General features: G+C 63.5%; 23 protein-coding genes. 10 read left to right on the forward strand and 13 right to left on the reverse strand.

The window, feature by feature from the left end; all coding sequences use genetic code 11:
- Positions 1-117: 117 nt before the first annotated feature.
- Both EN824_RS04755 and EN824_RS04760 read left to right on the forward strand, forming a co-directional pair.
- Positions 118-1,293, forward strand: coding sequence for an MFS transporter (locus EN824_RS04755; RefSeq protein ID WP_127278736.1), 1,176 nt, complete (start codon positions 118-120; stop codon positions 1,291-1,293).
- Positions 1,294-1,389: 96 nt separating this feature from the next.
- Positions 1,390-2,550, forward strand: coding sequence for an MFS transporter (locus EN824_RS04760; RefSeq protein WP_135931942.1), 1,161 nt, complete (start codon positions 1,390-1,392; stop codon positions 2,548-2,550).
- A 19-nt stretch (positions 2,551-2,569) separates the two neighbouring features.
- On the opposite strand, the gene EN824_RS04765 is transcribed toward EN824_RS04760, so the two are convergent.
- Positions 2,570-3,121, reverse strand: coding sequence for a hypothetical protein (locus EN824_RS04765; protein WP_135866740.1), 552 nt, complete (start codon positions 3,119-3,121; stop codon positions 2,570-2,572).
- 122 nt (positions 3,122-3,243) lie between these two features.
- On the opposite strand from EN824_RS04765, the gene EN824_RS04770 reads away from it, so the two are divergent.
- The 4 genes from EN824_RS04770 to EN824_RS04790 all read left to right on the forward strand — a co-directional run bounded on the left by EN824_RS04770 (position 3,244) and on the right by EN824_RS04790 (position 8,181).
- Positions 3,244-5,319 carry a prolyl oligopeptidase family protein gene (locus tag EN824_RS04770; protein ID WP_135866742.1) on the forward strand — a complete coding sequence of 692 codons (2,076 nt, stop codon included), beginning with the start codon at positions 3,244-3,246 and terminating at the stop codon, positions 5,317-5,319.
- A 243-nt stretch (positions 5,320-5,562) separates the two neighbouring features.
- Positions 5,563-6,942 (forward strand): aspartate aminotransferase family protein, encoded by a 1,380-nt coding sequence (locus EN824_RS04780; protein WP_127279361.1) that lies wholly within the window; start codon positions 5,563-5,565, stop codon positions 6,940-6,942.
- Positions 6,943-7,065: 123 nt separating this feature from the next.
- Positions 7,066-7,431 (forward strand): hypothetical protein, encoded by a 366-nt coding sequence (locus EN824_RS04785; protein WP_127279367.1) that lies wholly within the window; start codon positions 7,066-7,068, stop codon positions 7,429-7,431.
- 105 nt (positions 7,432-7,536) lie between these two features.
- The gene (locus tag EN824_RS04790; RefSeq protein ID WP_127279362.1) at positions 7,537-8,181 is read left to right on the forward strand and encodes a cytochrome c oxidase assembly factor Coa1 family protein; all 645 of its coding nucleotides are present in this window, start codon (positions 7,537-7,539) and stop codon (positions 8,179-8,181) included.
- A 281-nt stretch (positions 8,182-8,462) separates the two neighbouring features.
- On the opposite strand, the gene mmsB is transcribed toward EN824_RS04790, so the two are convergent.
- Both mmsB and EN824_RS04800 read right to left on the reverse strand, forming a co-directional pair.
- A complete protein-coding gene (gene mmsB / locus EN824_RS04795) occupies positions 8,463-9,347 on the reverse strand; it encodes a 3-hydroxyisobutyrate dehydrogenase (protein WP_127279363.1) in 885 nt (294 codons plus the stop codon).
- A gap of 26 nt (positions 9,348-9,373) precedes the next feature.
- Positions 9,374-10,540 (reverse strand): isobutyryl-CoA dehydrogenase, encoded by a 1,167-nt coding sequence (locus tag EN824_RS04800; RefSeq protein ID WP_127279364.1) that lies wholly within the window; start codon positions 10,538-10,540, stop codon positions 9,374-9,376.
- A gap of 136 nt (positions 10,541-10,676) precedes the next feature.
- On the opposite strand from EN824_RS04800, the gene EN824_RS04805 reads away from it, so the two are divergent.
- Complete coding sequence (locus tag EN824_RS04805; RefSeq protein ID WP_127279365.1) at positions 10,677-11,291, forward strand: dimethylsulfonioproprionate lyase family protein; 615 nt, start codon at positions 10,677-10,679, stop codon at positions 11,289-11,291.
- Positions 11,291-12,766: a cobyric acid synthase gene (locus EN824_RS04810; RefSeq protein ID WP_135866744.1), complete on the forward strand. Its 1,476-nt coding sequence runs from the start codon at positions 11,291-11,293 to the stop codon at positions 12,764-12,766. Before EN824_RS04805 ends, EN824_RS04810 begins: the two co-directional genes overlap by 1 nt.
- A gap of 3 nt (positions 12,767-12,769) precedes the next feature.
- Here EN824_RS04810 and EN824_RS04815 read toward each other — a convergent pair whose 3' ends face one another.
- The 4 genes from EN824_RS04815 to EN824_RS04830 form a co-directional block, all read right to left on the reverse strand.
- On the reverse strand, positions 12,770-13,189 hold the full coding sequence (locus tag EN824_RS04815; RefSeq protein WP_127278301.1) for a VOC family protein: 420 nt from the start codon (positions 13,187-13,189) through the stop codon (positions 12,770-12,772).
- A gap of 72 nt (positions 13,190-13,261) precedes the next feature.
- Positions 13,262-14,092: an AraC family transcriptional regulator gene (locus EN824_RS04820; protein WP_127278302.1), complete on the reverse strand. Its 831-nt coding sequence runs from the start codon at positions 14,090-14,092 to the stop codon at positions 13,262-13,264.
- Positions 14,093-14,195: 103 nt separating this feature from the next.
- Positions 14,196-14,366 (reverse strand): hypothetical protein, encoded by a 171-nt coding sequence (locus EN824_RS04825; RefSeq protein WP_127278303.1) that lies wholly within the window; start codon positions 14,364-14,366, stop codon positions 14,196-14,198.
- Between the two features lie 51 nt (positions 14,367-14,417).
- A complete protein-coding gene (locus EN824_RS04830) occupies positions 14,418-15,203 on the reverse strand; it encodes a TSUP family transporter (RefSeq protein WP_127278304.1) in 786 nt (261 codons plus the stop codon).
- Between the two features lie 119 nt (positions 15,204-15,322).
- On the opposite strand from EN824_RS04830, the gene EN824_RS04835 reads away from it, so the two are divergent.
- On the forward strand, positions 15,323-15,754 hold the full coding sequence (locus tag EN824_RS04835) for a TerB family tellurite resistance protein (protein WP_127278305.1): 432 nt from the start codon (positions 15,323-15,325) through the stop codon (positions 15,752-15,754).
- A gap of 103 nt (positions 15,755-15,857) precedes the next feature.
- Here the strand turns inward: EN824_RS04835 and EN824_RS04840 are convergent, their stop codons facing one another.
- From EN824_RS04840 to EN824_RS04860, 5 genes are all read right to left on the reverse strand, one after another.
- Positions 15,858-17,480 carry a dipeptide ABC transporter ATP-binding protein gene (locus EN824_RS04840; RefSeq protein ID WP_135866746.1) on the reverse strand — a complete coding sequence of 541 codons (1,623 nt, stop codon included), beginning with the start codon at positions 17,478-17,480 and terminating at the stop codon, positions 15,858-15,860.
- Entirely contained in the window at positions 17,477-18,346 is an 870-nt protein-coding gene (locus tag EN824_RS04845) for an ABC transporter permease (RefSeq protein ID WP_127278307.1), read from the reverse strand. Before EN824_RS04845 ends, EN824_RS04840 begins: the two co-directional genes overlap by 4 nt.
- Positions 18,343-19,290 (reverse strand): ABC transporter permease, encoded by a 948-nt coding sequence (locus EN824_RS04850; RefSeq protein WP_127278308.1) that lies wholly within the window; start codon positions 19,288-19,290, stop codon positions 18,343-18,345. The genes EN824_RS04845 and EN824_RS04850 overlap by 4 nt, the downstream gene beginning before the upstream one ends.
- A 34-nt stretch (positions 19,291-19,324) precedes the next feature.
- Entirely contained in the window at positions 19,325-20,803 is a 1,479-nt protein-coding gene (locus tag EN824_RS04855; protein WP_127278309.1) for an ABC transporter substrate-binding protein, read from the reverse strand.
- Between the two features lie 161 nt (positions 20,804-20,964).
- Positions 20,965-22,245 (reverse strand): acetylornithine deacetylase/succinyl-diaminopimelate desuccinylase family protein, encoded by a 1,281-nt coding sequence (locus EN824_RS04860; RefSeq protein WP_127278310.1) that lies wholly within the window; start codon positions 22,243-22,245, stop codon positions 20,965-20,967.
- Positions 22,246-22,462: 217 nt separating this feature from the next.
- Here EN824_RS04860 and EN824_RS04865 point away from each other — a divergent pair, with 217 nt between their 5' ends.
- Complete coding sequence (locus EN824_RS04865; protein WP_127278311.1) at positions 22,463-22,891, forward strand: L,D-transpeptidase; 429 nt, start codon at positions 22,463-22,465, stop codon at positions 22,889-22,891.
- 70 nt (positions 22,892-22,961) lie between these two features.
- On the opposite strand, the gene EN824_RS04870 is transcribed toward EN824_RS04865, so the two are convergent.
- Complete coding sequence (locus EN824_RS04870) at positions 22,962-23,945, reverse strand: lipid A biosynthesis lauroyl acyltransferase (protein WP_189343747.1); 984 nt, start codon at positions 23,943-23,945, stop codon at positions 22,962-22,964.
- Between the last annotated feature and the right edge of the window lie 9 nt (positions 23,946-23,954).

Consider the following 23,954-nt stretch of genomic DNA (forward strand, 5'->3'; position numbering starts at 1 on the left):
TCATCCCTTGGCGCAAACGGGTTTTCCTCGGCGGCCCTTTCTTTCCCCGGATCGAACCAGTAGCTGGTGAGGCCTGCCGGCAGGGAGGTCAGCCGGCGCCTCACATGGAATGACAGCATGGTCGCAACCGGCTCGAGCGAAGGCGAAGCGGGAACGCAGTGGGCAGCGCTCGCCGGCGTCACCGCCGCGCTGGCCATGTTCGGAGCGGCGCAAGGGCTGAGTTCGCCGCTGTTCACGCTGCTGATGCAGAAGCAAGGCATGTCGCCAGGCCTGATCGGCCTGTCGGCGGCGATGATGCCGCTCGGGCTGATCCTGTCGGCTTCCTTCGTGCCGGCGGCGGTTCGGCTGGTCGGTGCGCGAAACCTGGCAGTCGGATGCTCGCTGATCGGAGCGCTGTGCTTCCTGGGCATCGGCTATCTGCAGAACTGGTTGGCCTGGTACGTCATCCGCTTCATCATCGGGGTGGTCATCAATCCGCTCTACATCCTTGGCGAGGTGTGGGCGCTGTCGCTGGCGCCGCCGTCGCGACGCGGGCGCGTCATGGGCGTGTTCAACACGCTGATGGGAGCCGGCTATTCGGCGGGTCCGTTCACCCTGACCTTTGTCGGCATAGAGGGGTGGGGGCCTTTCAGCGTCGGCATTGGCGGCTTTGTACTTTGCGCGGTCATCCTGCGTCTCGTCTCCTCGAAGCTCGCCGGGTTCGAGGATGACGGCCAGCCGGCAGGAAGTTTTGTGGGTTTTGCCCGGCTGGCGCCGGCGCTGCTTCTGGCCGTGCTGGTCTCGGCTGCCGTCCAGCAAAGCACCTATGCGCTGGTCCCGGTCTTCGGCGCCGGCTATGGCCTGCCCGAGGCCGTGCTGGCTGCTTTGGTGATGGCGCTGTCGCTGGGCAACATCCTTTTGCAGATCCCGCTTGGCCTGCTCGCCGAGCGCTTCGGTGGCCGGCCGATGATCCTGGCCTGCGCGGTGGCGACGACCACTTGCGCTGTCCTGCTGCCGCTGCTGATCACCACACCGCTGATCTGGGGCGTGCTTCTGGTAATGGGCGCGGTCGGCTACGGCGTCTATACGATGGCGCTCGTCGAACTCGGCAGCCGCTTCGGGGGCTCGCTGCTGGTCACCGGCAATGCGGCTTTCGCCTTGCTGTGGGGCGTCGGCGGCATCGTCGGTCCGCCGGGCGCGGGCCTGCTGATGCAAGCGATCGGACCACTGGGATTGCCGACCGTAATCATTGGCCTCGACGCTTTGCTGGTCGCCTTCGCGCTCTATAGATCGGCCCGCCGCGGAGGCTCCTGACAAGGTTTGGCTGGAGCCGCGCGTCGGTTCGGGCCGCAGGGCTTACCGCCATCGGACCGAACCGCTAAGTCTGCAACCGCGACGGCACTGGGGATCATGGACTTGGTGGACACCAAAAGCGACGAGAGGATGCAGTGGGCGGCGATCACCGGTGTGATCGCGACCGTGTCCGTGTTCGCCATCGCGCAGGGCCTGTCCTATCCGCTTTTGAGCTTCATCCTGCAGCGCCAGGGCGTCTCGCCAGCGATGATCGGCCTGTCGGCGGCAATGACCCCTGTCGGCTTCATCCTGTCATCGCCGCTGATACCTGGCCTGGCGCGCCGGTTCGGGGCAGGGCGCACGGCGCTCACCTGCGCCGCACTCTCGGCTATCGTGCTGGCGTTGATCGGCTGGACGCAGAACGTCTATCTCTGGTTTCCGCTGCGCTTCCTGATCGGCGTGGTGACCAACCCGCTCTATGTGCTCAGTGAAATCTGGGTGATCGCGCTGGCACCGCCGGCCCGGCGCGGCCGCATCATGGGTCTCTATTCGACGATCATTTCCGCCGGCTTTGCGACCGGGCCGCTTTGCCTGCTTGCCGTCGGCACGGAAGGCTGGCCGCCATTCCTTGTCGGGATTGGCGCCTTCGTGCTGTGCGGCTTTTGCCTGGCGTCGGTTCTGCCGCAGCTGCCCAGGGTGGACGAGGCCGGGCATCGGGTTTCGGTGATGGGTTTCATGCCGCTTGCCTGGCTGCTTCTGTCGGCGGTGGTCGTGGCCGCCGGCTTCGAGCAGGCGGCGCTGGCGCTGCTGCCTGTCTATGGCACGCATCATGGCATCGCGGAGGCGCGCATGTCGGCGCTGCTGGCGGTCATGATTGCCGGCAACATTGCCATGCAGGTGCCGCTTGGCCTGCTGGCCGAGCGGCTGACGGCCCGCCTGGTACGTTTCCTCTGCGTCTTGCTGACGCTGGGCGGCTGTGTGCTGCTGCCGCTGCTGATCGAAACCCCGCTGATCTGGCCCTGCATCTTCGTCTGGGGCGCGGTGTCCTACGGCATTTACACGATGTCGATCATCGAGCTCGGCGAGCGCTTTACCGGCTCGGCGCTGGTTGCCGGCAATGCGGCATTCTCGCTGATGTGGGGCGTCGGCGGCATTCTGGTCCCGCCGCTTACCGGTGGCATGATGGATGTGCTTGGCGCGGGTGGCCTGCCGGCCACGCTTGGCGCGATCTGCGCCACGCTGGCGCTGGCGACGCTTATTCGAAGACGGGTTGTGTAGCATCGGGGTATCGGGATGCTCAAATCCCTGGTCCCGGTTTGCTCGCCAGCCTGAAAATGGCCCAGAGGTCACAGTCGGCATGGCGTTCTTCGGGATGCATCCTGCGCGGCGAATCCCGAATCTCCACGGCTCGATCGAAGTCATCAATCAGCCCGACCCTGGACAGCTCTGCATTTGCAAACACGTCTGGGAAGCCACCGCAATTGGTCAAAGCGCTGACGCCGACAGCCTGATCCATCAGGTCATAGCCCATGAAGGTGAACCCGTCCCAACCAAGCGATCGTACGTCTGCCGGAGGCCTTCGGATGACGCCAAGGATGTTGAAGTTGGCGGGATCGCCCAATTCCGAGAGCAGGAAGTCCAGGTCGACAAAGAAATCGAGCATGTTGTCTTCGTTGACGATGTGAGGCCAGTAGTTGTCCTTGATCTGCGGGAGCGCAACCGGGCAAAGCATTCCGTCGAGCGTAACGACTTCGGTCAACTGGGTGAGGCCCGACCACTCGATGTATTCCCTCCACCCGCTTCCGTGGAATGGGCTGAACTTCTCGGTTGCGATGTGAAGATGTTGCATGCCGGCTGCCTGCTCTGAACAGCTGTCGCGTCCGCGAACCGTTTTACGTGTTCCCGTTGAATGTCGGTAGCGTCATGCCGATGTTTGTGGCACCGAGCCTGATGAATTTTTCGGAGACCCGCATGACCAATTCGATCGCACAAAGGCAGCCAGGGCCAGTTGACGAGACGCAAGATCCCTTTCTCTGGCTGGAGGACAGGACCAGCAAACAATCGCTCGACTGGGTTCACCAGCAGAATGAGGTGACGGTGGCGCAATTGCAGGGCGATCCGTCCTATCAGGCGTCGTTCCAGACGGCACTCGACCTGATGACGGCCGAGGACAATATCGCGGTCGGCGCGGCAATCGCGGGCCATGTCTACAATTTCTGGCAGGACAAGACCAATGCGCTCGGCCTGTGGCGGCGCACGACAGTCGCTTCCTACAAGACCGACAAGCCCGAATGGGAAACGATCATCGACTTCGACCAACTGGCGGCGAAGGAGGGGATAAAGTGGGTGTTCGGCGGCGCTGTCAGACTCTACCCCGATTTCAACCGCTGCCTGGTCTCGATGTCGCCCGATGGCGGTGATGCCAGTGCAATGCGCGAGTTCGACATCGCGGCCAAGTCCTTCGTCGAAGGCGGTTTTCAGGCGTCGGCCTCGAAATCGGGCTTCGGCTGGCTGGATGAGGACACGGTCATCGTCTCGGCCGCGTTCGAAGAGGCCGACAAGACAGAGTCCGGATATCCGCGCGTGGTCAAGCTCTGGAAGCGCGGCACCAGGCTGGAAGAGGCAACCCCGATCTTCGAGGGAAAGACCGAGGATCTCGCCGTTGGCGCCGGCGTCGAGTTCGACGGCGAGAAGCGCCATCTGTTTCTGGCGCGGACACTCAACTTCTTCGCATCGCACAGTTTCCTGCGCCTCCCTTCGGGCGAGAACCGCCGCATCCCGCTGCCCGACGACGTTACCGACACCGCGCTCTTCAGGGATCAGCTGGTGTTCGGGGTGCGCACTCCGTGGACGGCGCCGGACGGCACCGCATGCCAGCCGGACGGGCTTTATTCGCTCGACTTCGCGTATTGGATCGAAACTGGCGGTTTTGGCGCCATCGAGACCTTGCTGGCGCCGGCGCATCGCGTCTCGATTGCCGGGCTCGCCAGAACGCAGGACCGCCTGTTCATCAACCTGATGGACAATGTCCGCGGCAAAGTTATCGTCTGCGAGCGCAAGGATGGCGCCTGGTCGCTGAAGCCTGTCGCGCTGCCTGAAAACGGCACTGTCGGCATCAGCCATGCAGAGCATTTCGGCTCCACCGTGTCCTTTTCCTTCACCGATTTCCTCACGCCAAGCTCGATCATCTGGTCCGATGACGATGGCGAGACGCTGGCCACCGTGAAGTCGCAGCCGGCCCGCTTCGATGCCTCGCCGCTGATCTCGGAACAGTTCGAGGCACGATCGAAGGACGGCACGATGATCCCTTACTTCGTCGTCAGGCGGCGGGACCAGAACGGGCCGGTGCCGACGCTGCTCTATGGCTATGGCGGCTTCGAAGTGCCGCTCTTGCCTGGCTATGCCGGCGTGCGCGGCAGGCTGTGGCTGGAGAAAGGCAATGCCTATGTGCAGGCCTGCATTCGCGGTGGTGGCGAATTCGGACCTGGCTGGCACCAGGCGGCGCTGAAAGGCAAGCGCCAGAACGGCTTCGACGACTTTGCCGCGGTGGCCGAGGATGTCGTCAGGCGCGGTATTGCGACAGCCCAATCGCTCGGCATTCAGGGCGGCTCCAACGGCGGCCTGCTGACCGGCGCTTCCCTGACACAGCATCCCGAGCTTTTCGGCGCCGTCATCATCGAGGTGCCGCTGCTCGACATGCTGCGCTACACCGAATTGCCGCCGGGCGCTTCGTGGATGGCCGAATATGGCGATCCGTCAAAGCCGGAAGATGCCCAGTGGCTTTCGGCCTATTCGCCCTATCAACATGTCAAGGCGGATGCCGCCTATCCGCCGGTACTCTTGACCACCTCGACCGCCGACGACCGGGTCCACCCCGGCCACGCGCGCAAGATGGCGGCCCGCCTGCTGGAGGCCGGACATGGCAAAACGCTGTTCTTCGAGGAGACCGAAGGCGGACATGGCGGGCGCGGCGACCGCCGGCCGCAGGCGGCGCAGACGGCGATGAAGTATGTGTTTCTGCAGCGGGCGCTGAGCGGCGAAGCCTGATCTCATTCCAGCACCACTTGAGCAAAGGGTGGTTCACCTCGACCGCCCTTTGCTCTAAGGTACCTTCATGGCTCTCGCTAGACTATCAGCTCGTGCGTTTCGGGTCGCGGTGACACCGTCATCGCGCACGCTGCGCGCCGAGCTTTTGCGGCTGTGCGCCCGTATCGGTTATTCGCCACCTGCCGTCCTCTGACGAATTCGCCCCGGCGCCGCCGGAATGATTTCAGAGGAAAGATCAAATCAATGACCTATCAGAACTATTCGCTGAAGCAGCTTCAGCAGATCGACGCCGCGCATCACTTGCATCCCTTCACCGACCATAAGGAGTTGCGCGAGGCTGGCGCGCGCGTCATCACTCACGCCAATGGCCCGTTCATCTACGATTCCGAAGGGACGGAACTGCTGGATGGGATGGCCGGCCTGTGGTGCGTCAATATCGGCTACGGCCGTGACGAACTGGCCGAGGCTGCCTATGCCCAGATGAAGGAACTGCCTTACTACAATTCCTTCTTCAAATGCTCGACGCCGACGCCGGTGCTGTTGTCGAAGAAGCTGGCCGAGATCGCACCGAAAAACGTCAACCAGGTGTTTTATGGCTCGTCCGGTTCAGAGGCCAACGACACCGCCTTGCGGCTTGTGCGCCACTATTGGGTGCTGGAAGGCAAGCCGGAGAAGAACCGCGTCATCTCGCGCAAGATGGCCTATCACGGCTCGACCATCGCCGGCACCTCGCTCGGCGGCATGGATGCCATGCACAAGCAGCTCAACGGCGCGGTGCCCAACATCGTCCATGTGATGATGCCCTATGCCTATGAGCTGGCTCTGCCTGGCGAAAGCGACCATGATTTCGGCCTGCGCGCGGCCAAATCGGTCGAGGATGCCATCCTGGAGGCCGGCGCCGAGAAGGTCGCGGCGTTCATCGGCGAGCCGGTGATGGGCGCGGGCGGCGTCAAGATCCCGCCGGCAAGCTACTGGCCCGAAGTGCAGCGCATCTGCCGCAAATACGATGTGCTGTTGATGCTGGACGAGGTCATCACCGGCTATGGCCGCACAGGCGAGTGGTTCGCGGCCCAGACCTTCGGCATCGAACCGGACACCATCACCACGGCCAAGGCGCTGACGTCGGGCTATCAGCCGCTCTCGGCGCTGCTGGTGGGCGATCGCATTGCGTCGGCGCTGGTCGAGAAGGGCGGCGAGTTCAACCATGGCTACACCTATTCGGGGCACCCCGTTGCCTGCGCCGTGGCGCTGAAGAACCTCGAGATCATCGAGAGGGAAGGCCTGGTCGACCGCGTCAGGAACGACACCGGACCCTATTTCGCCAAGGCGCTGCAGGAGCGCATCGCCGGGCATGATCTGGTCGGCGAGGTGCGTTCCATCGGCCTGATGGGCGCGATCGAGATCGTCAAGGACAAGGCGACGAAGGAGCGCTTCCTGCCGTCGGGAAGTGCTGCGGTTGTTGTGCGCGACCACGCGATCGCCAACGGCATGATGCTGCGCGCCACCGGCGACACGATGATCCTGTCGCCGCCGCTGATCTGGACCCGCGACACCATCGACATGGCCTGCGAGCGCATCGGCAAGGCGCTCGACCTGGCGCAGGCCGACCTGCGCAAGCGCTAAGAAACGAGGCAGGCGCCCACCAATCGGACGCCTGCCTCAAAATATCGTCGCGGTCGGAACGAATATTGCTACCGCGCGTAGTTGATGGCGCAGCGCAGCGGCTGCCCTATGGGGATTGTGTTCATGAGCAGGACTGGCAGGAGCCGGCGCCGCCGAGAAGCGGTCACGATCGGCAGCGATCTCATGCTGGCGCCGATGGTGGCGATGATGCGCCTGCCTCTCATGGCAATGGACGCCGGAAGCGGCCAGCCGTGGGGAACCGAAACCGCGCGGGCCGTCAACGAGAAGACGGTTGCACTGGCTGAAGGTGTCTTCGCGGCGCAGATGTCCCTGCTGCAATCGGCGACCCGTTTCTGGCCCGAAATCCTTTCCGGCCTTACCCCGTCGCTGCTCAATGGCATTGCGGCGGAACGATCAATCAGCGCCGCGCTGAAGCCCGCCAGCCGAGCGGTGAAGGCGAATTTTCGCCGGCTTTCCACAAAGACCTGATCCACAGTGTCTGCTCAGGCGCATGGGGGTGCGCGGAACTTTGATTTTGCGCATCGTCCAGATCATGGGCTAGAACCAGCCGGTGCAGTTACAGTGGGGGATGCAATGGCCGGACAACCGCTCAACCAGCCGGCTGAAATTCCAGCCGAGCTTGATCGCTGGAACTGGGGCGCCTTCTTCCTCAACTGGATTTGGGGCATCGGCAACAGCACTTTCATCGCGCTGCTGGCGCTGATCCCCGTCGTCAACCTCATCATGATCTTCGTGCTCGGCGCGCGCGGCAGCCGCTGGGCCTGGCGGAACCGCGCCTGGCGCGATGCGGAGCAATTCCGCAAGACGCAGCGCAACTGGGCGATCGCCGGCCTTGCCGTCTGGGTGGTCAGTATCGGCGGCTGTGCGACGATGGTCGGCAGCATCCCTTTCGTGCTCAAGGGCAGCGACGCCTACCGGATGACCATGGACGCCGTCCGTGCCGACACCCGGGTGAAGGCCACGATCGGCGACGATGTGGCCGATAATTTCTGGGTCGGCGGTAATCTCAATGTCAATGCGAATGGCGCCGGCGACGCCCAGTTCAGTATTCCCGTCCACGGCGCCAAGGGCAAGGGCACCGTGTTTTCGCATCTCGTTCGCAATGCAGGCACATGGAGCACGCGCCTGCTCGTGGTCCGCGTCGACGGCGTCGATGCACCGATCGTGCTGACCAATGAAGATCACGTGCCGATCCCGGGTGCGGCGATCGGAATATAGATGATCGTGGATAGGAAAGGGGCCTGAAATGCAAAAACCGCGCCCCATCGGGAACGCGGCTTTGCCAGATACGCATGGCGTTTCGCTACGAAGACACTTGCGAAACTTACGGGCTCCGGTACGCGAGACCTGATCCGGAGCGCCGGGCGGATGCGATATGTCCGCCTCGCAATCCGTTTTATAGGGACATCGTTACCGCAGAGTTATCGAGAGCTTAAGCAAATCTAAATTTGCGGGTCTTTCTCCGCAAAGACCCGGGAAAAGTCTATCGAATCCGCTGTTTAGGCCGGGTTGCCGCGCAGAAAATTAATTATGCCGGAAAAATCGGCGCCGCCATGGCCCTGGGCGTTGAACAGCGCATAGAGCTGCGCCGCCTCGGCGCCGAGCGGTGTCACGGCGCCCGCGCCAAGCGCTGCTTCCTGGGACAATTTCAGGTCTTTCAGCATGAGAGCCGCGGCAAATCCCGGCTTGTAATCCCTGTTGGCGGGCGAAGTGGGCACCGGGCCGGGCACCGGGCAATAGGTGGTCAGAGACCAGCATTGGCCCGACGAGGTCGAGGCGACGTCGAACAGCGCCTGATGCGACAGGCCGAGTTTCTCCGCCAGCACGAAGGCCTCGGCAACGCCGATCATCGAAATGCCGAGGATCATGTTGTTGCAGATCTTGGCGGCCTGGCCGGCGCCGTCACCGCCGCAATGGACGATGCGCCCGGCCATCGGCTTCAGGATCGGCTCGGCGGCGGCGAAGGCATCGTCGGAACCGCCGGCCATGAAGGTCAACGTGCCGGCTGTCGCCCCGCCGGTGCCACCGGAGACCGGCGCATCGATCGACAGCAGGCCGTGTTTGGCGGCGATTGCATGCGCCTTGCGCGCCGATTCCACGTCGATGGTCGAGGAATCGATGAACAAGGCATTTTTCTTCGCCTTGGGGGCGATATCCTCATAGACCGACAGCACGTGCTTGCCGGCAGGCAGCATGGTGATGACGACATCGGCATCCTTCACGGCGGCAACGGCGTTGGCCATGATTGTGATGCCATGCTCGCGCGCGATCGTCAGGTTCTCTGTCATCAGGTCGAAGCCGTGCACCGCATGCCCCGCCTTGACGAGATTGGCGGCCATCGGATTGCCCATGTTACCGAGGCCGATGAAGGCGATCGTCGTCATTGTCTCACTCCCGGAGTTTGCTGGCTTCAGCGTCCTATCAGCGCCCGCGCGATGATGACGCGCATGATCTCGTTGGTGCCTTCCAGAATCTGGTGGACGCGCAGGTCGCGGACCAGCTTCTCGATGCCGTAATCATGCAGATAGCCATAGCCGCCGAGCAGTTGCAGCGCATCGTTGGCGACGTTGAAGCCGGTGTCGGTGACGAAGCGCTTTGCCATCGCCGACCATTTACCGGCGTCCGGAGCCTTGCGGTCGAGCTTCGAGGCCGCCGCATAGAGGAAGATGCGCGCTGCCTGCAATTCGGTCTCCATGTCGGCCAGCCTGAACTGCAGCGCCTGGAACTGGTTGATCTTCGAGCCGAAGGCCTTGCGCTCAGCCGTGTAGGCCAGCGCCTTGTCGAGCGCCGACTGCGCGCCGCCCAGCGAACAGGCGGCGATGTTCAGCCGGCCGCCGTCGAGCCCGGCCATGGCGATGCCGAAACCGGCGCCTTCGCCCGACAGGAGGTTCTCGGCCGGCACCTTGCAGTCCTCGAAGATGACCTGGCGGGTCGACTGCATGTGCCAGCCCATCTTGTGCTCGTTGGCCCCGAAGGACAGGCCTGGCGCATCCTTGGGCACGACGATGGTGGAGATGCCTTTCGGGCCATCGGCGCCGGTGCGCACCATGACGGCATAGACATCGCTGTCGCCGGCGCCGGAGATGAACTGCTTTGCGCCGTTGAGCACATAGTCGCCGCCGCTCTTCACCGCGCGCGTCTTCAGGGCGGCGGCATCGGAACCGGAACCCGGCTCGGTCAGGCAGTAGCTCGCCAGCCATTCCATCGAGGTGAGCTTCGGCAGGAAGCGCTGTCGCTGCTCCTCATTGCCGAAACGGTCGATCATCGATGCCACCATGTTGTGGATAGAGATGAAGGACGAAAAGGCCGGATCCGCGTGCGACAGCGCCTCGAAGATCAGCACTGCGTCGAGGCGTCCGAGAGCCGATCCCCCGACATCATCCCTGATGTAGATGCCGCCGAGGCCGAGCGGCCCTGTCTCGCGGATCACGTCGGCGGGGAAGTGTTTCCTGCGGTCCCAGTCGAGTGCGTTCGGCGCGACGCGATCGGCGGCGAAGGCCTGCGCCATCTCCTGGATGGCGCGCTGTTCCTCGGTGAGTTCGAACTGGCTGGTGCTCGCATCGACCGCGGCGTCCATGGCGTGCTCCCTGATGTCTGACCTGCTGGCCTGTCGTTTTTGGCTTTGCGCGCGCACCAATCTAGACCAATGATGCCGCCGCGCAACCCGAGCCGCCGCGGAGCGGCTGTGCACCAATGCATGTCCGGAGCAAGATGTGACGACAAAATTCGACGAGCTGTTGGGACAGTTCCACGCCTATCTTGCTTCCGTCGATGATGCCCTGGTGCGCGACGCCGTGGCGCGTATCGGCTGGGATATGCCGGCCCGCGATTTGGAGCCGCGTCCGCTTGGCTGCCTGCGCCATCTCGACCGCGCCGCCGAACTGGCACCGCCGGATGCGAAACCCCTGGTTCGATTGCTGGCCGAGCGGCGCAACGAATTGCATTGGGGGCAGACCTATACCGAGGCTGATTTCGGCAAGGCCTTCATCGACAATTACGGCTGGCTGGAAATGTTCGGCACGCGCGGCCATTTCGCCAATGACGAGGTCGCCGCAGGCCTGCTGATGCTCGGACCCGGGATCGTCTATCCCGACCATCATCACGTCGCCGAGGAGATCTATATTCCGCTGACCGGCGGCACCGAGTGGCGCATGGGCGAGGGCGGCTTTCGCAAGCGGGAGGCCGGCGAGGTCGTCCACCATGTTTCCAACGTCAACCACGCCATGCGTACCGGCAAGGAGCCGCTGCTGGCGCTTTATATCTGGCGCGGCGGGCCGCTGGCGCAGAAATCCACGATCACCGGAACCTCGGTGCAGGACAGGAGCTGATGGCCAGGGCAATCATGCTGCAAGGCACGGGCTCGGATGTCGGCAAGACGGTGCTTGTCGCAGGGCTATGCCGTGCCGCCAGGAATCGCGGCCTGAAAGTGCGGCCGTTCAAGCCGCAGAACATGTCGAACAACGCCGCCGTCGCCGATATTCCCGGCGACAACAACCATGGCGGCGGCGAGATCGGCCGCGCGCAATGGCTGCAGGCGATCGCTTGCGGGGTTGCGCCGTCGGTCCATATGAACCCGGTGCTGCTCAAGCCGCAGACCGATGTCGGCGCCCAGGTCATCGTCCAGGGCAAGGTGTTCGGCGAGGCGAGGGCTCGTGACTATCAGGCGCTGAAGGGCCGGCTGATGGATGCCGTGCTGGAGTCCTGGGGAAAGGTCGGCGCGGGCGCCGATCTTGTCATTGTCGAGGGTGCCGGTTCGCCAGCCGAAATCAACCTCAGAAGCCGCGACATCGCCAATATGGGTTTTGCCACACGGGCCGATGTACCGGTGGTGCTGGTCGGGGACATTGATCGCGGCGGCGTCATCGCCTCGATCGCCGGCACGCATCTGATCCTGCCGGAAGAGGACCGGCGCATGATCGCCGGCTATCTCATCAACAAGTTCCGGGGAGACGTCTCGCTGTTCGATGATGGCTTGAAGGCGATCGGGAAATTCACCGGATGGCGCTGTTTTGGCGTCGTGCCGTGGCTCAAGGCGGCGGCGCGGCTGCCCTCGGAGGATTCCGTGGTGTTGGAGCGGCTGGCGTCCGGCGAGGCGCGCGCGTTGAAAGTGGCGGTGCCGATGCTTGGCCGCATCGCCAATTTCGACGATCTCGACCCGCTCAAGGCCGAACCGCAGGTCGAAGTGGTGTTCGTGCCGCCGGGAAAGAAGCTGCCGGTCGATGCCGGGCTGGTGGTCATTCCCGGCTCCAAGTCGACGATCGGCGACCTCCTGAAATTTCGCGAGAACGGCTGGGACCGGGATCTCGCGGCGCACCGCAAGCGCGGCGGCCATGTCGTCGGCATTTGCGGCGGTTTCCAGATGCTCGGCCGCATGGTGCGCGATCCCGACGGTATCGAAGGCAACGTCACCGAAGCCGTGGGCCTCGGCCTGCTCGATGTCGAGACGGTGATGGAGCCGGAAAAGACGGTGCGCAATGTCAGCGCCCGCTCGGTGCCGTTCGACCTGCCGCTCGAGGGTTACGAAATCCATCTCGGCCGCACGACGGGCCCGGACACCAGGCGGCCGTCGGCGATCATCAATGGCGCCGAGGACGGCGCGATCTCGGCCGATGGCAAGGTGATCGGCACGTATATGCATGGCCTGTTCGGCGCCGACGGCTTTCGCGGGAAATTCCTCGAAAGCCTGGGTGTCAGGAGCGGTGGCATAGATTACCGAGCCGAGGTCGAGCGCGCGCTGGACGAGGTCGCCGCCGAGCTGGAAACCCATCTCGACTGTGATGCGATTTTTTCATTGGCACGTTGAAGGTCAGGCCTTCTCACCGGCCTTCGGCCAGTAGGTGCCGAACGACCAGACATTGCCTTCAGGGTCGCGGCAGATGAATTCGCGGCTGCCATAATCGCGGTTCGTCAGTTCCTGGATGATCGTCGCGCCGGCCTTCCTGGCTTTGGCGTAGGCGGCGTCGGCATCGTCGACGGCGATATAGATCGACTTGCCGCCGCCTGAACCGGGTTCGCCGACCATCTTGCCGTAGTCGTCGTCGCGCACCGTGCCCAGCATGATCATCGAGGAGCCTAAGACCAGTTCGGCATGGTGCACGACATCGCCTTCGCCATAGCGGGCACGGACACTGAAACCGAAGGCTTCGCCCAGCCAGTCGATCATCCCCGCCGCATTCTTGTAGCGCAGGGCAGGGTAGAGCCGGGGTGCTTCAGTGGTGGTGGGCATCGGAACCTCCTTCATCTGGATCGGTCTATGCCTCACTCTGGCCAAGGGCCGTTCCTGCGTCTTGAAGAAATGTTACCTGACCGAAAGTGCCGTTGGTGTCTCACCGGCGAGCTCGCGGAATTCGCGCACCAGATGCGCCTGGTCGGCATAGCCGCAATCGGCGGCGACATCCGCCCAGTCGGCGGTCGGCTCGCTCGACAGGCGGAGCGCCCGGTTGAAGCGGACGATGCGCGACAGCGTCTTGGGGCCGATGCCGGTCGCGTCGGAGAATTTGTCGGCGAGATGTTTGCGGCTCCAGCCCAACTGTTCGGCAAGCGATGCGATCCGGGTCCGGCCGCCTGATGTGATGATGCGGTCATAGGCCCAGGCGATTTCGAGCGGTGTTTCGGCGGCGCTCTCGAGACGTGCGGCGACGAAGGCCTCGGCAAGATCGAAACGTGCCGTCCAGTCAGGCGTGTTGCCCAGCCGTTCGCGCAGCGCCGCGCCCTCCGCGCCAAGCACGTCGTCGAGTACGACCATGTTGTCAGTCAATTCGCTCATCGGCAGGCGGAAGAAGCGGCGTGCGCCAAGAGGGGTGAAATTCACCTGGATGCAGCAGGCGCCGCCGAAGGATTCGATCATCACCGGACCGGCGAAAAGGCCGGCGGCGAAACTGGCGACGCGGTCATTGTCATCAGGCGTCCTGCCGAGGCCGATGGCGAACGGCTCGGCGAAGCTGATCACCAGCGGCACCGTCAGCGACGCGTATTCGACATTGCGGAAATGGCCGGTAGCTGTTTCGCGATAGCCGCAGATGTCGGTGACAACGCCGTCAAGCGCGGCGTTGGGAAGCCGCCGGCGCATTTCGAACAGCCCCGATATGGAGCGATCCTGTTCTTTCGGGCGCTGCATCTCGATTGGCATCGGCCATCCTTCCGCCAAGCGAATTTAGCAGAGGCCGCATCAGAATCAAAAACGCCCGGCTTTGGCCGGGCGCTCTCGGTCCCCACTTGTCGAGGGAAACTTGTCAGGCGCCGCGCATCAGGCAGCCGGCGGCGAGCACGATGTAGGCGACAAGCACGATCCACACCGATGCAAGAGGTATGAACGCAAGAACGCCAAGCGCGGCGAGAATGCCGATGATGGCGATGACCAGGGAAATGATGAAAACAATCTGGGTAGGCGCGTTGAGATTCATGTCTGGCTCCTGCAACATGATTCGAACAGCGATATTGTAACAGGCGCGTGATCACACACCAATCATGACACGCAGCGGGTTGGCCGGATCGGCCAGCAGCTTCACCGCCAGAGCCACGCAGACGACCACCAGCAGCGGCTTGATCAACCTGGCGCCGATGCGCATGGCAAGGCTGGCACCAAGCCGGGCGCCGAGGAACTGGGCAACGCCCATCATCAGGCCGATCTTCCAGGAGATGACGCCGACAGCGGCAAAGACGATGAAGCCGCCAATGTTGGAAGCGAAATTGAGCAGTTTGGTGTGCGCTGTCGCCTTGAGCACGCCGTAGCCGGCAAGGGCGACGAAGGCCAGCATGTAGAAGGAACCGGCGCCCGGCCCGAACACGCCGTCATAGAAGCCGATGGCCGGCACCAGGGTCACGCCGAACAGGAAGGGCGACAGGCGCTCGGCCCGGTCGACATCGTTCATGTTGGGCTTGAGGGCGAAGTATAGCGCGATGGCAATCAGCACCAGCGGCAAGGCCGCGCGCAACAGGTCCCCGGGCACGATCGTGGCCAGTAATGCGCCGATGGCGCCGCCGGCAAGTGCCAGCAGCGCCGATGGCAATTGCCGGCGCAGGTCGACATGACCTTTCGAGGCATAGTGGATGGTCGCCGACCCCGAGCCGAACATGCCTTGCAGCTTGTTGGTTCCAAGCGCCTCGACCGGTGAAAAACCGGCAAGCAGCAGTGCGGGGATGGTGATCAATCCGCCGCCGCCGGCAATCGAATCGACAAAGCCCGCGGCGAAAGCCGCGAAGGCGAGGATGGCGATGGACTGGGCGGTGAGGTCGATCATCTGATGTGTCGAGATGTCCGGTCGGCTGAGATAGCGCGCGTTCGACCACGACCACCCCGTTTGCGCAAGGCCGATTCCGCGCTAATTCTATCAAAGAGGAATCGGAAAGGGGGCCGTTCATGGCATTCGCGTTGCTGGACCAGATACGCTCGATCTTCGACGGCGACCCGGGCGTGCGCAAGGTCGCGGACGATCCAGTCCTGTCGGCGGAACTGCTGATGCTGTTCCGCATGATCCTGGCCGACGGCACGGTGAGCGAGAGCGAGATGGTTGCCTTCCGGCGCATCTGCAAGGGGGCTTTCGGCATTCCGGAAACCAGCATCGACAGCGTCATCGAATATCTCAACGAATTCGGCTACGAGACCAACGGCTCGCAAGCGATCGCGCTGTTCCGCGACCTCGACGTCGAACGCCGCAAGCAATTGGCGCAGCACATGGCGGAGATCGCCAAGGCGGATTCGCAACTGGCCGAGAGCGAGGTGCGGCTGCTGCGCCGCACGCTCGATTTGCTCGACATCAGCCCGGTCGACGTGGTGAAGCCGGAAGAGTAGGGGCGGAGGTCCCGGCCGGGCCTGCTGCCTGCGGCATCTCCCCAGCGTTCGCGGCCTTCCATCGAGCCACTGGCACGATGGATTTGCATCGAGAACCGGTCGATCACCCCTGTTCCTGCATCCGCTTGGCGATTGCGCGGTGCAGATCCGGCGCCGCCGCTACCAGCGCCCTGGCGGCCTCGGATTGCGGATGGTCGAGCACGTCGTTCGTCTTGCCCCGCTCGACGATCTTGCCCTCATGCATGACCAGCACTTCGTCCGTGATGGCGCGGGCGACGGTCAAATCATGGGTGATGAAGAGATAGGCGATGCCGAGTTTCTGGTTGAGCCCGGCGAAAAGGTCCAGGATCTGCGCGCGGATCGAGACATCGAGTGCCGAGACCGGCTCGTCGGCGACCACCAGTTTTGGGCGGGTGATGATGGCGCGGGCGATCGACAGGCGCTGGCGTTGGCCGCCCGAAAATTCGTGCGGGTATTTGTCCATGTCACGCTGGTCGAGGCCGACCTCGTGCAGCGCATGCGCCACCATCTCCCGGCTTTCGGCGCGCGTCGGTTTTTTCTCCAGGACATGCAGGGGCTCGGCGACCAGTTTTTCGACCTTCTGGCGCGGATCGAAGGAGCCGTAGGGGTCCTGGAAGACGACCTGCATATCGCGCCTGGCGGGCTTCAACTCGGCTTCGCTCTTGCCGGTGATGGCTTCGCCGCGAAAGCGGATCGCGCCCGAACTCGGCCGGTCCAGCGCCAGGATCATGCGGGCAAGGGTCGACTTGCCGCAGCCGGAGCGGCCGACCAGCGCCACCGACTGGCCCGGCGCCATCGACAGGGAGACGTCGTCGACCGCGCGGATGGCAGGCGCGCGCCTGAACAGCGAAGTCCGGCGGCCGGGATAGTCGCGGGTGATGCCTTCGACCTGCAGCAGAGGTTGGTCCGTCCCGACGAGATGAGGTTTGGCGCGCGCCGGAACATGCATCGAGGCCTGCGCCAGTTGGCGCGTATAGGGATGAAGCTGACCGGAGAGCGTGCTCGCCGTGTCGCCGGCCTCCATCACCTCGCCATGGCGCAGGATGGTGATGCGGTCGGCCATCTCGGTCACGACAGCGAGATCATGGGAGATCAGCAGCAAGCCCATGCGGCTTTCCGCAACGAGGTCGCGCAGCAGGTCGAGGATCTGTGCCTGCAGCACCACGTCGAGCGCTGTCGTCGGCTCGTCGGCTATCAAGAGCTTCGGCTTCAGCGCGCAGGCAATGGCGATGACGACGCGCTGGCGCTGGCCGCCGGACAATTCGTGCGGATAGCGCGACAGCGGGAACTTTGCCGAGGGCAGCCCGACGCGGTCGAGCATTTTTCGCGCCCGCTCCTCTGCGTCGGCTCGGCTTGCCCTGGTGTGCCAGCGTATGCCTTCAGCGACCTGTTCGCCGATCGTCTTGACAGGATTGAGCGCCGTCATCGGTTCCTGGAACACCATGCCGATGTCGTCGCCGCGCAAAGCGCACATCTGGTCCTCGGTTGCCGCGAGGATATCGATGCCGTCGAATGTGACGCGCCCGGTGGCGCGTGCGGCATGGGGCAGGAGTCGCATCACCGTCAGCGCGGTCATGGATTTGCCGGAGCCGGATTCGCCGACCAATCCCATGATCTCGCCGGGCGCGACGGAGAGTTCGATCTCCTTCAGGATCGGCGTGTCGCCGATGGTCAACGATAGGTTTTCGATCTCTAGCAGGCTCATCGCTGCCGCCGCGATTTCGGGTCGAGAATATCGGCGATGCCGTCGCCCAAAAGGTTCAGGCCGAGCACGGTGACGACGATCGCCATGCCGGGGAAGATCGCCATCCACGGCGCCACCACCATGCGCGTCTGGGCGTCGAACAGCATGCGGCCCCAGCTCGGCATTGGCGGCTGCGCGCCGAGGCCGAGATAGGAAAGCCCCGCTTCGGCCAGGATGCCCAGCGCGAACTGGATGGTGCCTTGCACCAGGAGCAGCGTGGCGATGTTGGGCAGCACATGTTCGATCGATATCTGCGTGCGGCTTTTTCCGGCGGCGCGCGCGGCCAGGATGAATTCGCGCGGCCAGACGGCAAGCGCGCCGGCGCGAGCGACGCGGGCAAAGACCGGAATGTTGAAGATGCCGATGGCGATGATGGCGTTGACGGCGCCGGGCCCGAAAATGGCGGTGATCATGATCGCCGAGAGCAGCGCCGGGAAGGCGAAGACGAGGTCGTTGACGCGCATCAGCGCCTCGTCGACGAGGCCGCCGCGCGCGGCGGCAAAGGTGCCGAGCGGCACGCCGACTCCCATGCCGATGCCGACCGCGACCAGCGCCACGGCAATCGAGTTGCGGGCGCCGACCATGATCATCGACAGGATGTCGCGGCCGAAATGGTCGGTGCCGAACCAATGGGCCAGCGAGGGGCCTTGCGTCTTGTCGGCTATGACCAGCTTCGTCACATCGTAGGGTGTCCAGACGTAAGAGATCACAGCCATCGCCACGATCAGCACGGTGATGGCGAAGCCGGTGACGAAGGCGGTATTTCCAAACGCCTTGGCCAGAATGCTGCGGAACGTCTCCTCGGGGATGTCGATGCGCAGCGTCATTGCCGGCTTCTCAGGCGCGGGTCGACCACCGCATAGGAAAGGTCGACGACGAGGTTGACGGCAATGACGGCTGCGACCAGCAGCATGACGACGCTTTCGACGACGATCAGGTCGCGCTGGGTGATCGCCTGGAACACCAGCCGGCCGAGCCCGGGCAAGTAGAAGACATTCTCGATGATGATGGTGCCGGCGAGCAGGAAGGCGAATTGCAAGCCAAGGATGGTCAGCACCGGGATCATGGCGTTGCGCAGTGCGTGCCGCCACAGCACGGCCCGATAGGGCAGACCCTTGGCGCGGGCGGTGCGGATATAGTCCTCGTTCAGGATCTCGATCAGCGCCGAGCGGGTGACGCGCGCCAGGATCGCCGCTTGCGGTAGGGCAAGCGCCACCGCCGGCAACAGCAGCGATTTCAGCGCCGGCCAGGCGCCGGCGCTCCAGCCCGGGAAGCCACCGGCCGGGACCAGCCGCAGCCAGACGGCAAAGACATAGATCAGCATCAGCGCGAACCAGAAATTGGGCACGGCGACGCCAAGCTGCGCCACGCCCATTGAAATCGTGTCGCCGGCCCGTCCGCGCCGGCTGGCGGAATAAAGCCCGACCGGAACGGCGATGATGGTGGAGAGCGCAAGCGCGATCAGCGCCAGCGGCAGCGAGACGGCGAGCCGTTCACGCACGAGATCGATGACCGGCACCGAATAGGTATAGGAGCGGCCAAAATCGAGGCTGAGCAGGCCGCCTGCCCAGTGCAAATAGCGCAGGACGAGCGGCGCGTTGAGGCCCATCTGGTTACGCAAGAGTTCCACCTGATCGGCGCTGGCGTTCATGCCCAGCATCAGCCGCGCAGGGTCGCCGGGGAGGATTTCCAGCACGGCGAAGACCACCATCGAGGCAAGCACCAGCGTGGCAAGGGCGATGGCAAGGCGCTTGAGGAGGTAGGCGGTCATGGGAGGCGAAGGAGCGGCGCTCGCACCACAGACCTCATTCGCTCCACTTCACCTTGGTGAGATCATTGGCCTGGATCGGCGCGTTTTCCCACAGGCCCTGCAATTTGGCGTCCCAGACACCGACCTTGGGCAATTCGTAGAGGAAACCGACCACGGCGTCGTCGGCCAGGATCTTCTGCGCCTCGCCAAGCAGCTCCTTGCGCTTGGCCTCGTCGGAGGTGAGGTTGAGGTCGGCGATCACCTTGTCGAAGGTCGGATTGTCGTAGTTGAAGTAGTAGTCCTTGCGCGAATAGATATCGATGTCGTTGGGCTCGGTGTGGGAGACGATGGTCAGGTCGTAGTCCTTCTTGGTGAACACCTGGTCCAGCCACTGCGCCCATTCGACAGGGATGATCTCGAGATTGATGCCGACGTCGCGAAGTTGCGAGGCGATGATCTCGCCGCCGAGCCTGGCATAGCTGGGCGGCGGCAGTTTCAGCGTCGCCTTGAAGCCGTTCTCCAGCCCGGCCTCCTTCAACAGTTCCTTGGCCTTGTCGACATTGTGCGGATAGAGGCCGGTGAGGTCGACATAGTCCTTGTTGGCCGGCGACATGTGCGAGCCGATCGGCAGTCCGAGACCGGCCGAGGCGCCGTCGATGATCGCCTTGCGGTCGAGCGCGTAGGAGATCGCCTGCCTGACCTGCAGCTTGTCGAAAGGCGGCTTCTTGTTGTTGATCGACAGGATGGTCTCGCCTTCGGTCGAGCCGATCACCACCTTGAAACGCGGATCGTCCTTCACCTGTGCCAGGCTGTCGGGATCGAAGAAGGGGAAGGCCTGGATGTCGCCGGACAGCAGGGCCGGCACATAGGCCGCGGCATCCGGCACGATGCGGAACTCGACCTTGTCGAGGAACACCGGAGCGCCCCAGTAATGGTCGGCTTTTACCAGGGTGATCGACGATCCCTTGGCCCAGTTCTGGAACTTGAACGGGCCGGTACCAACAGGGTTCTCCTTGTTGGTGTCGGCTGACTTTGGCGACACCATCACCGCGTCGCCCCAGCCCATATCGTAGAGGAAGGATCCTTGCGGGTTCTTCAGCGTGACCTTGACCGTTGCCGGATCGACGATTTCGACCTTGTCGATGGCCGCGAACAGGCCTTTTTGCGCATTCACCGAATTGTCGGCGCGGGCCCGGTCGAGCGAGAATTTCACGTCGTCGGCGCTGAAATCGGCGCCGTCATGGAATTTGACTCCGGTGTGCAGCTTGAAGGTGTAGACCTTGCCGTCATCGGAAATGGTCCAGCTCTCGGCCAGATCCGGCAGCACCTCGCCATTGGGGCCAATCCGGGTCAGGCCCTCGAAGACATTGGCGTAGAGCACTTCCTTGATCGCCGCCGCGGCGCCCGCGGTCGGATCGAGATGCGGAGGTTCGAGCGGAATGCCGATGACCAGGTCGGTCCGGGCCGCAAAGGCCTGGCTTCCAGCGGCTAGCGCAAGGACCGCCGCGGCCAGAATGGTTTTCCACAGTCTCATCGTGCAACTCCCCATGCGTTCAGGACACGTGCTCAAACCGGGCGATAGAAGCGTGATTTCGCGCGGGAGTAAATTGCGTTTCGTGCTGTCAGGCAGGATGGCTGGGAATGTTTTTGCCGTGCCAGCCGTGTAGGAAGGTCGAAGCTTGTCGCGATGGAGGGTTATCCCGTGGAGGTGCCACGCAGCAGCACGTCGAGCCCGATCGCCATCACCTTGGCCGATTCCACCATGTCCGATATGCCGACCCATTCGTCCGGCCGGTGGGCGAGGTCGAGAATGCCGGGTCCGTAGGCGATGCAGTCATAGATGTGGCCGATGCGGGCAATATGCTTCTGATCGTAGGTGCCGGGGGATATGACATAGTCGGGCTCGCGGTCGAAGATGGCATGAATGCCTTGCGCCACCGCCTTGACCACCGGCGCGTCGCGTTCGGTCATCAGCGGCAGCACTTCCATCAGGTCGCGTATCTCGTAGTCGAATTTTTTGCGCTCCCGCTTCAGCCGATCGAGAATGCCGGTCACTTCGCTTTTGACCGTGGCCAGATCCTCCTCGAGCAGGAAGCGGCGGTCGATGGTCAAACGACAGGAATCGGGCACGTTGGGCGAGGGCAGGCCGGGCCGGAAATCCTCGGTCTGGCCGCCATGGATGGAGTTGATGTTCATGGTCGAGCGCCTGGCGCCCTCCGGTACGACCGGCATGCGCGTGATCTTGCGGTCGAGTGCGGGGAACAATTCGTCCTCGAATGCCCTGAGGACGGCGCCCATATGGCGCACCGCATTGTCGCCGAGAAACGGCATCGAGCCGTGCGCGATCTCGCCCTTGGTCTCGATCTCCGCCCACCAGACGCCGCGATGGCCAAGGCAGATGCGGTCCTTGTTCAAGGGCTCGGGGATGATGACGTGGTCGACCCTGGGCTTCGAGAAATAGCCGAGCCCGGCGAGATGGGCGACGCCACCAAAGCCGCCGGACTCCTCGTCGACCGTGCCCGAGATCTCGATGGCGCCGGGAAAGTCGGGGAAGACTTCCATGAAAGCCTCGACGGCGATGATGGAGGCAGCCAGGCCGCCCTTCATGTCGCAGGCGCCTCGGCCATAGACCTTGCCGTCCTTGATGACGCCGGCAAAGGGATCCACCGTCCAGCCTTCGCCGGCCTCGACCACGTCGATATGCGAATTGAAGTGGACGCAGGCGCCCGGTGACCGGCCATCGAAACGGGCAACGACATTGACGCGCGGATAGCGATCGGTGTCGCCGGGCGTGCCTTCGGCGCGGATGAACTCGGTTTCGAAGCCGCGTTTCCTTAGCCGCGCACCAATATAGTCGGCGCATGGCCTGTAGGCTTCGCCGGGTGGATTGATGGTCGGAAAGCGGATCAGGTCGGCGGTCAGCGCCACCAACTCGTCGCGCTTGCTGTCGATTGCCTTGAGGAGTCTCTCGTTCATGCCACGAGTTGAGCAGCGAACCCCACGGTTTTGCAAGCCCGTCGACCAAATCGGTGCAACGTGTCCTGGCGGCAACTATCGCGGGAAATCGTTCAAATTCGCTGCATTGGATTGGCGAATTGGTCAAGGAGTGTGTGCTATCTGTTCACTGCCATTAAAAAGGTGAAAAATAACGTGATGGCGGGCAGGCAAGGGGCAATCAAAGGGGTTTGATCGCATGAAAATGTCGTTCCTTAAGGCAACGGTGCTGGCCGTCGCGCTGTTTGGCGCATCGGTCGCGAGCGAGGCGGCCACGTTGGTGGCGAATATCGACGTGTCGTCGCAGACAATGACGGTCCGCTATGGTGATTCGGTCTATCGGTGGGCCGTGTCGACCGCCCGTCCGGGCTATTTCACGCCACGCGGCACCTACCGGCCGCAGCGCACGGCGCGGATGTGGTATTCGCGCAAGTACGAAATGTCGCCGATGCCTTATTCCGTGTTCTTCCATGGTGGTTATGCCATCCATGGAACAGGCGCCGTCAGGCAACTCGGCCGCCCAGCTTCGCATGGCTGCGTAAGGCTGCATACGGCCAATGCCGCGGCCTTCTATTCGATGGTGCGCGAAGTCGGATTCGGCAATACGCGCATTGTCGTCACGAACTAGGCGGTTGGCGATTCGCTGATATTGGCTTTGTCTGTCGGCGGAGGAACTCACGTTCCCGCCGGCGGCTCGCTCAGGCGTTTGCGACGGGAGCCACCTTGGTGCGCTTTTTTCGCCGCCAGTTGCTGATCTCCCACCTTTTGTGGAACCACATCCACTGGCCGGGGTCCTCGCGGACCCAGCGCTCGACGACGTCGTTCAACATCTGGGTGGTGGCGTGGACGTCGACGCTGCCGTCGGCGGTGCGCGGCAAGACCAGCTTGTCCTCGATCTCGAGCCGGAAGCGGTTGCCCGGCAACCTGACGCAGCGCGCCGGGTAGACATCGCAGTCATAGTGACGGGCAAGGGTGCCGAGCACGCGGTTGCTCTGGCAGGGACGGCCGAAGAAGGTCGTGTCCAGGCCGTTGGAGAATTTCTGGTCGACGAGAACGCCGATATTGCCGCCATTCTCCAACACCCCGGCCAGCGCGAACGAGGCTCCGGCCATCGACGGCAGCAAGCCGCCCATGGTCGAGCGCCTTGTCGAAAGGATGTAGTCGGCGAGGTAGGGGTTGTTGGGCGGGCGAAACAGCGCCGTGATGTTCATGCCGAAGGTCGCGGCCGCCACCGGCAGCAGCTCGAAATTGCCGAGATGGCCGGTGAAGACGATGTGCGGCTGCTTCTCGGCCGCGATCTCGACGAAATGCTCCGTTCCCTTGACCTCGACGCGGCCGGGCTTGCCGGCGGCGGGATCATAGTCGAACAGGGCGTCGAGGAAGATGTATTCGGCGGCAAGGCGGGCCATGTTGCCCCACATGTCGGAGGCGATGGCCTGGATTTCGCCATCACTCTTTTCCGGATAGGCCTTGCGCAGATTGTCGAGGGCGACCTGGTGGCGTCCGACCCTCGGACCGATGAGGCGAGCGACGCGGTCGGCAAAATTCAGCGCGCTGTCCACCGGCAGCAGGCGCAGCAGCGACATGATGATCATCGCGGCCCGCGCGACAAGCCAGTAATTCACCTGGCGCAGTTGCCTGCCATAGCGAAATTTCAGATCCCGGCGAAGCTTCTTGAGCACGGAAATCGA

Source organism: Mesorhizobium sp. M8A.F.Ca.ET.181.01.1.1, from assembly GCF_004792025.1.
GTDB lineage: Bacteria > Pseudomonadota > Alphaproteobacteria > Rhizobiales > Rhizobiaceae > Mesorhizobium.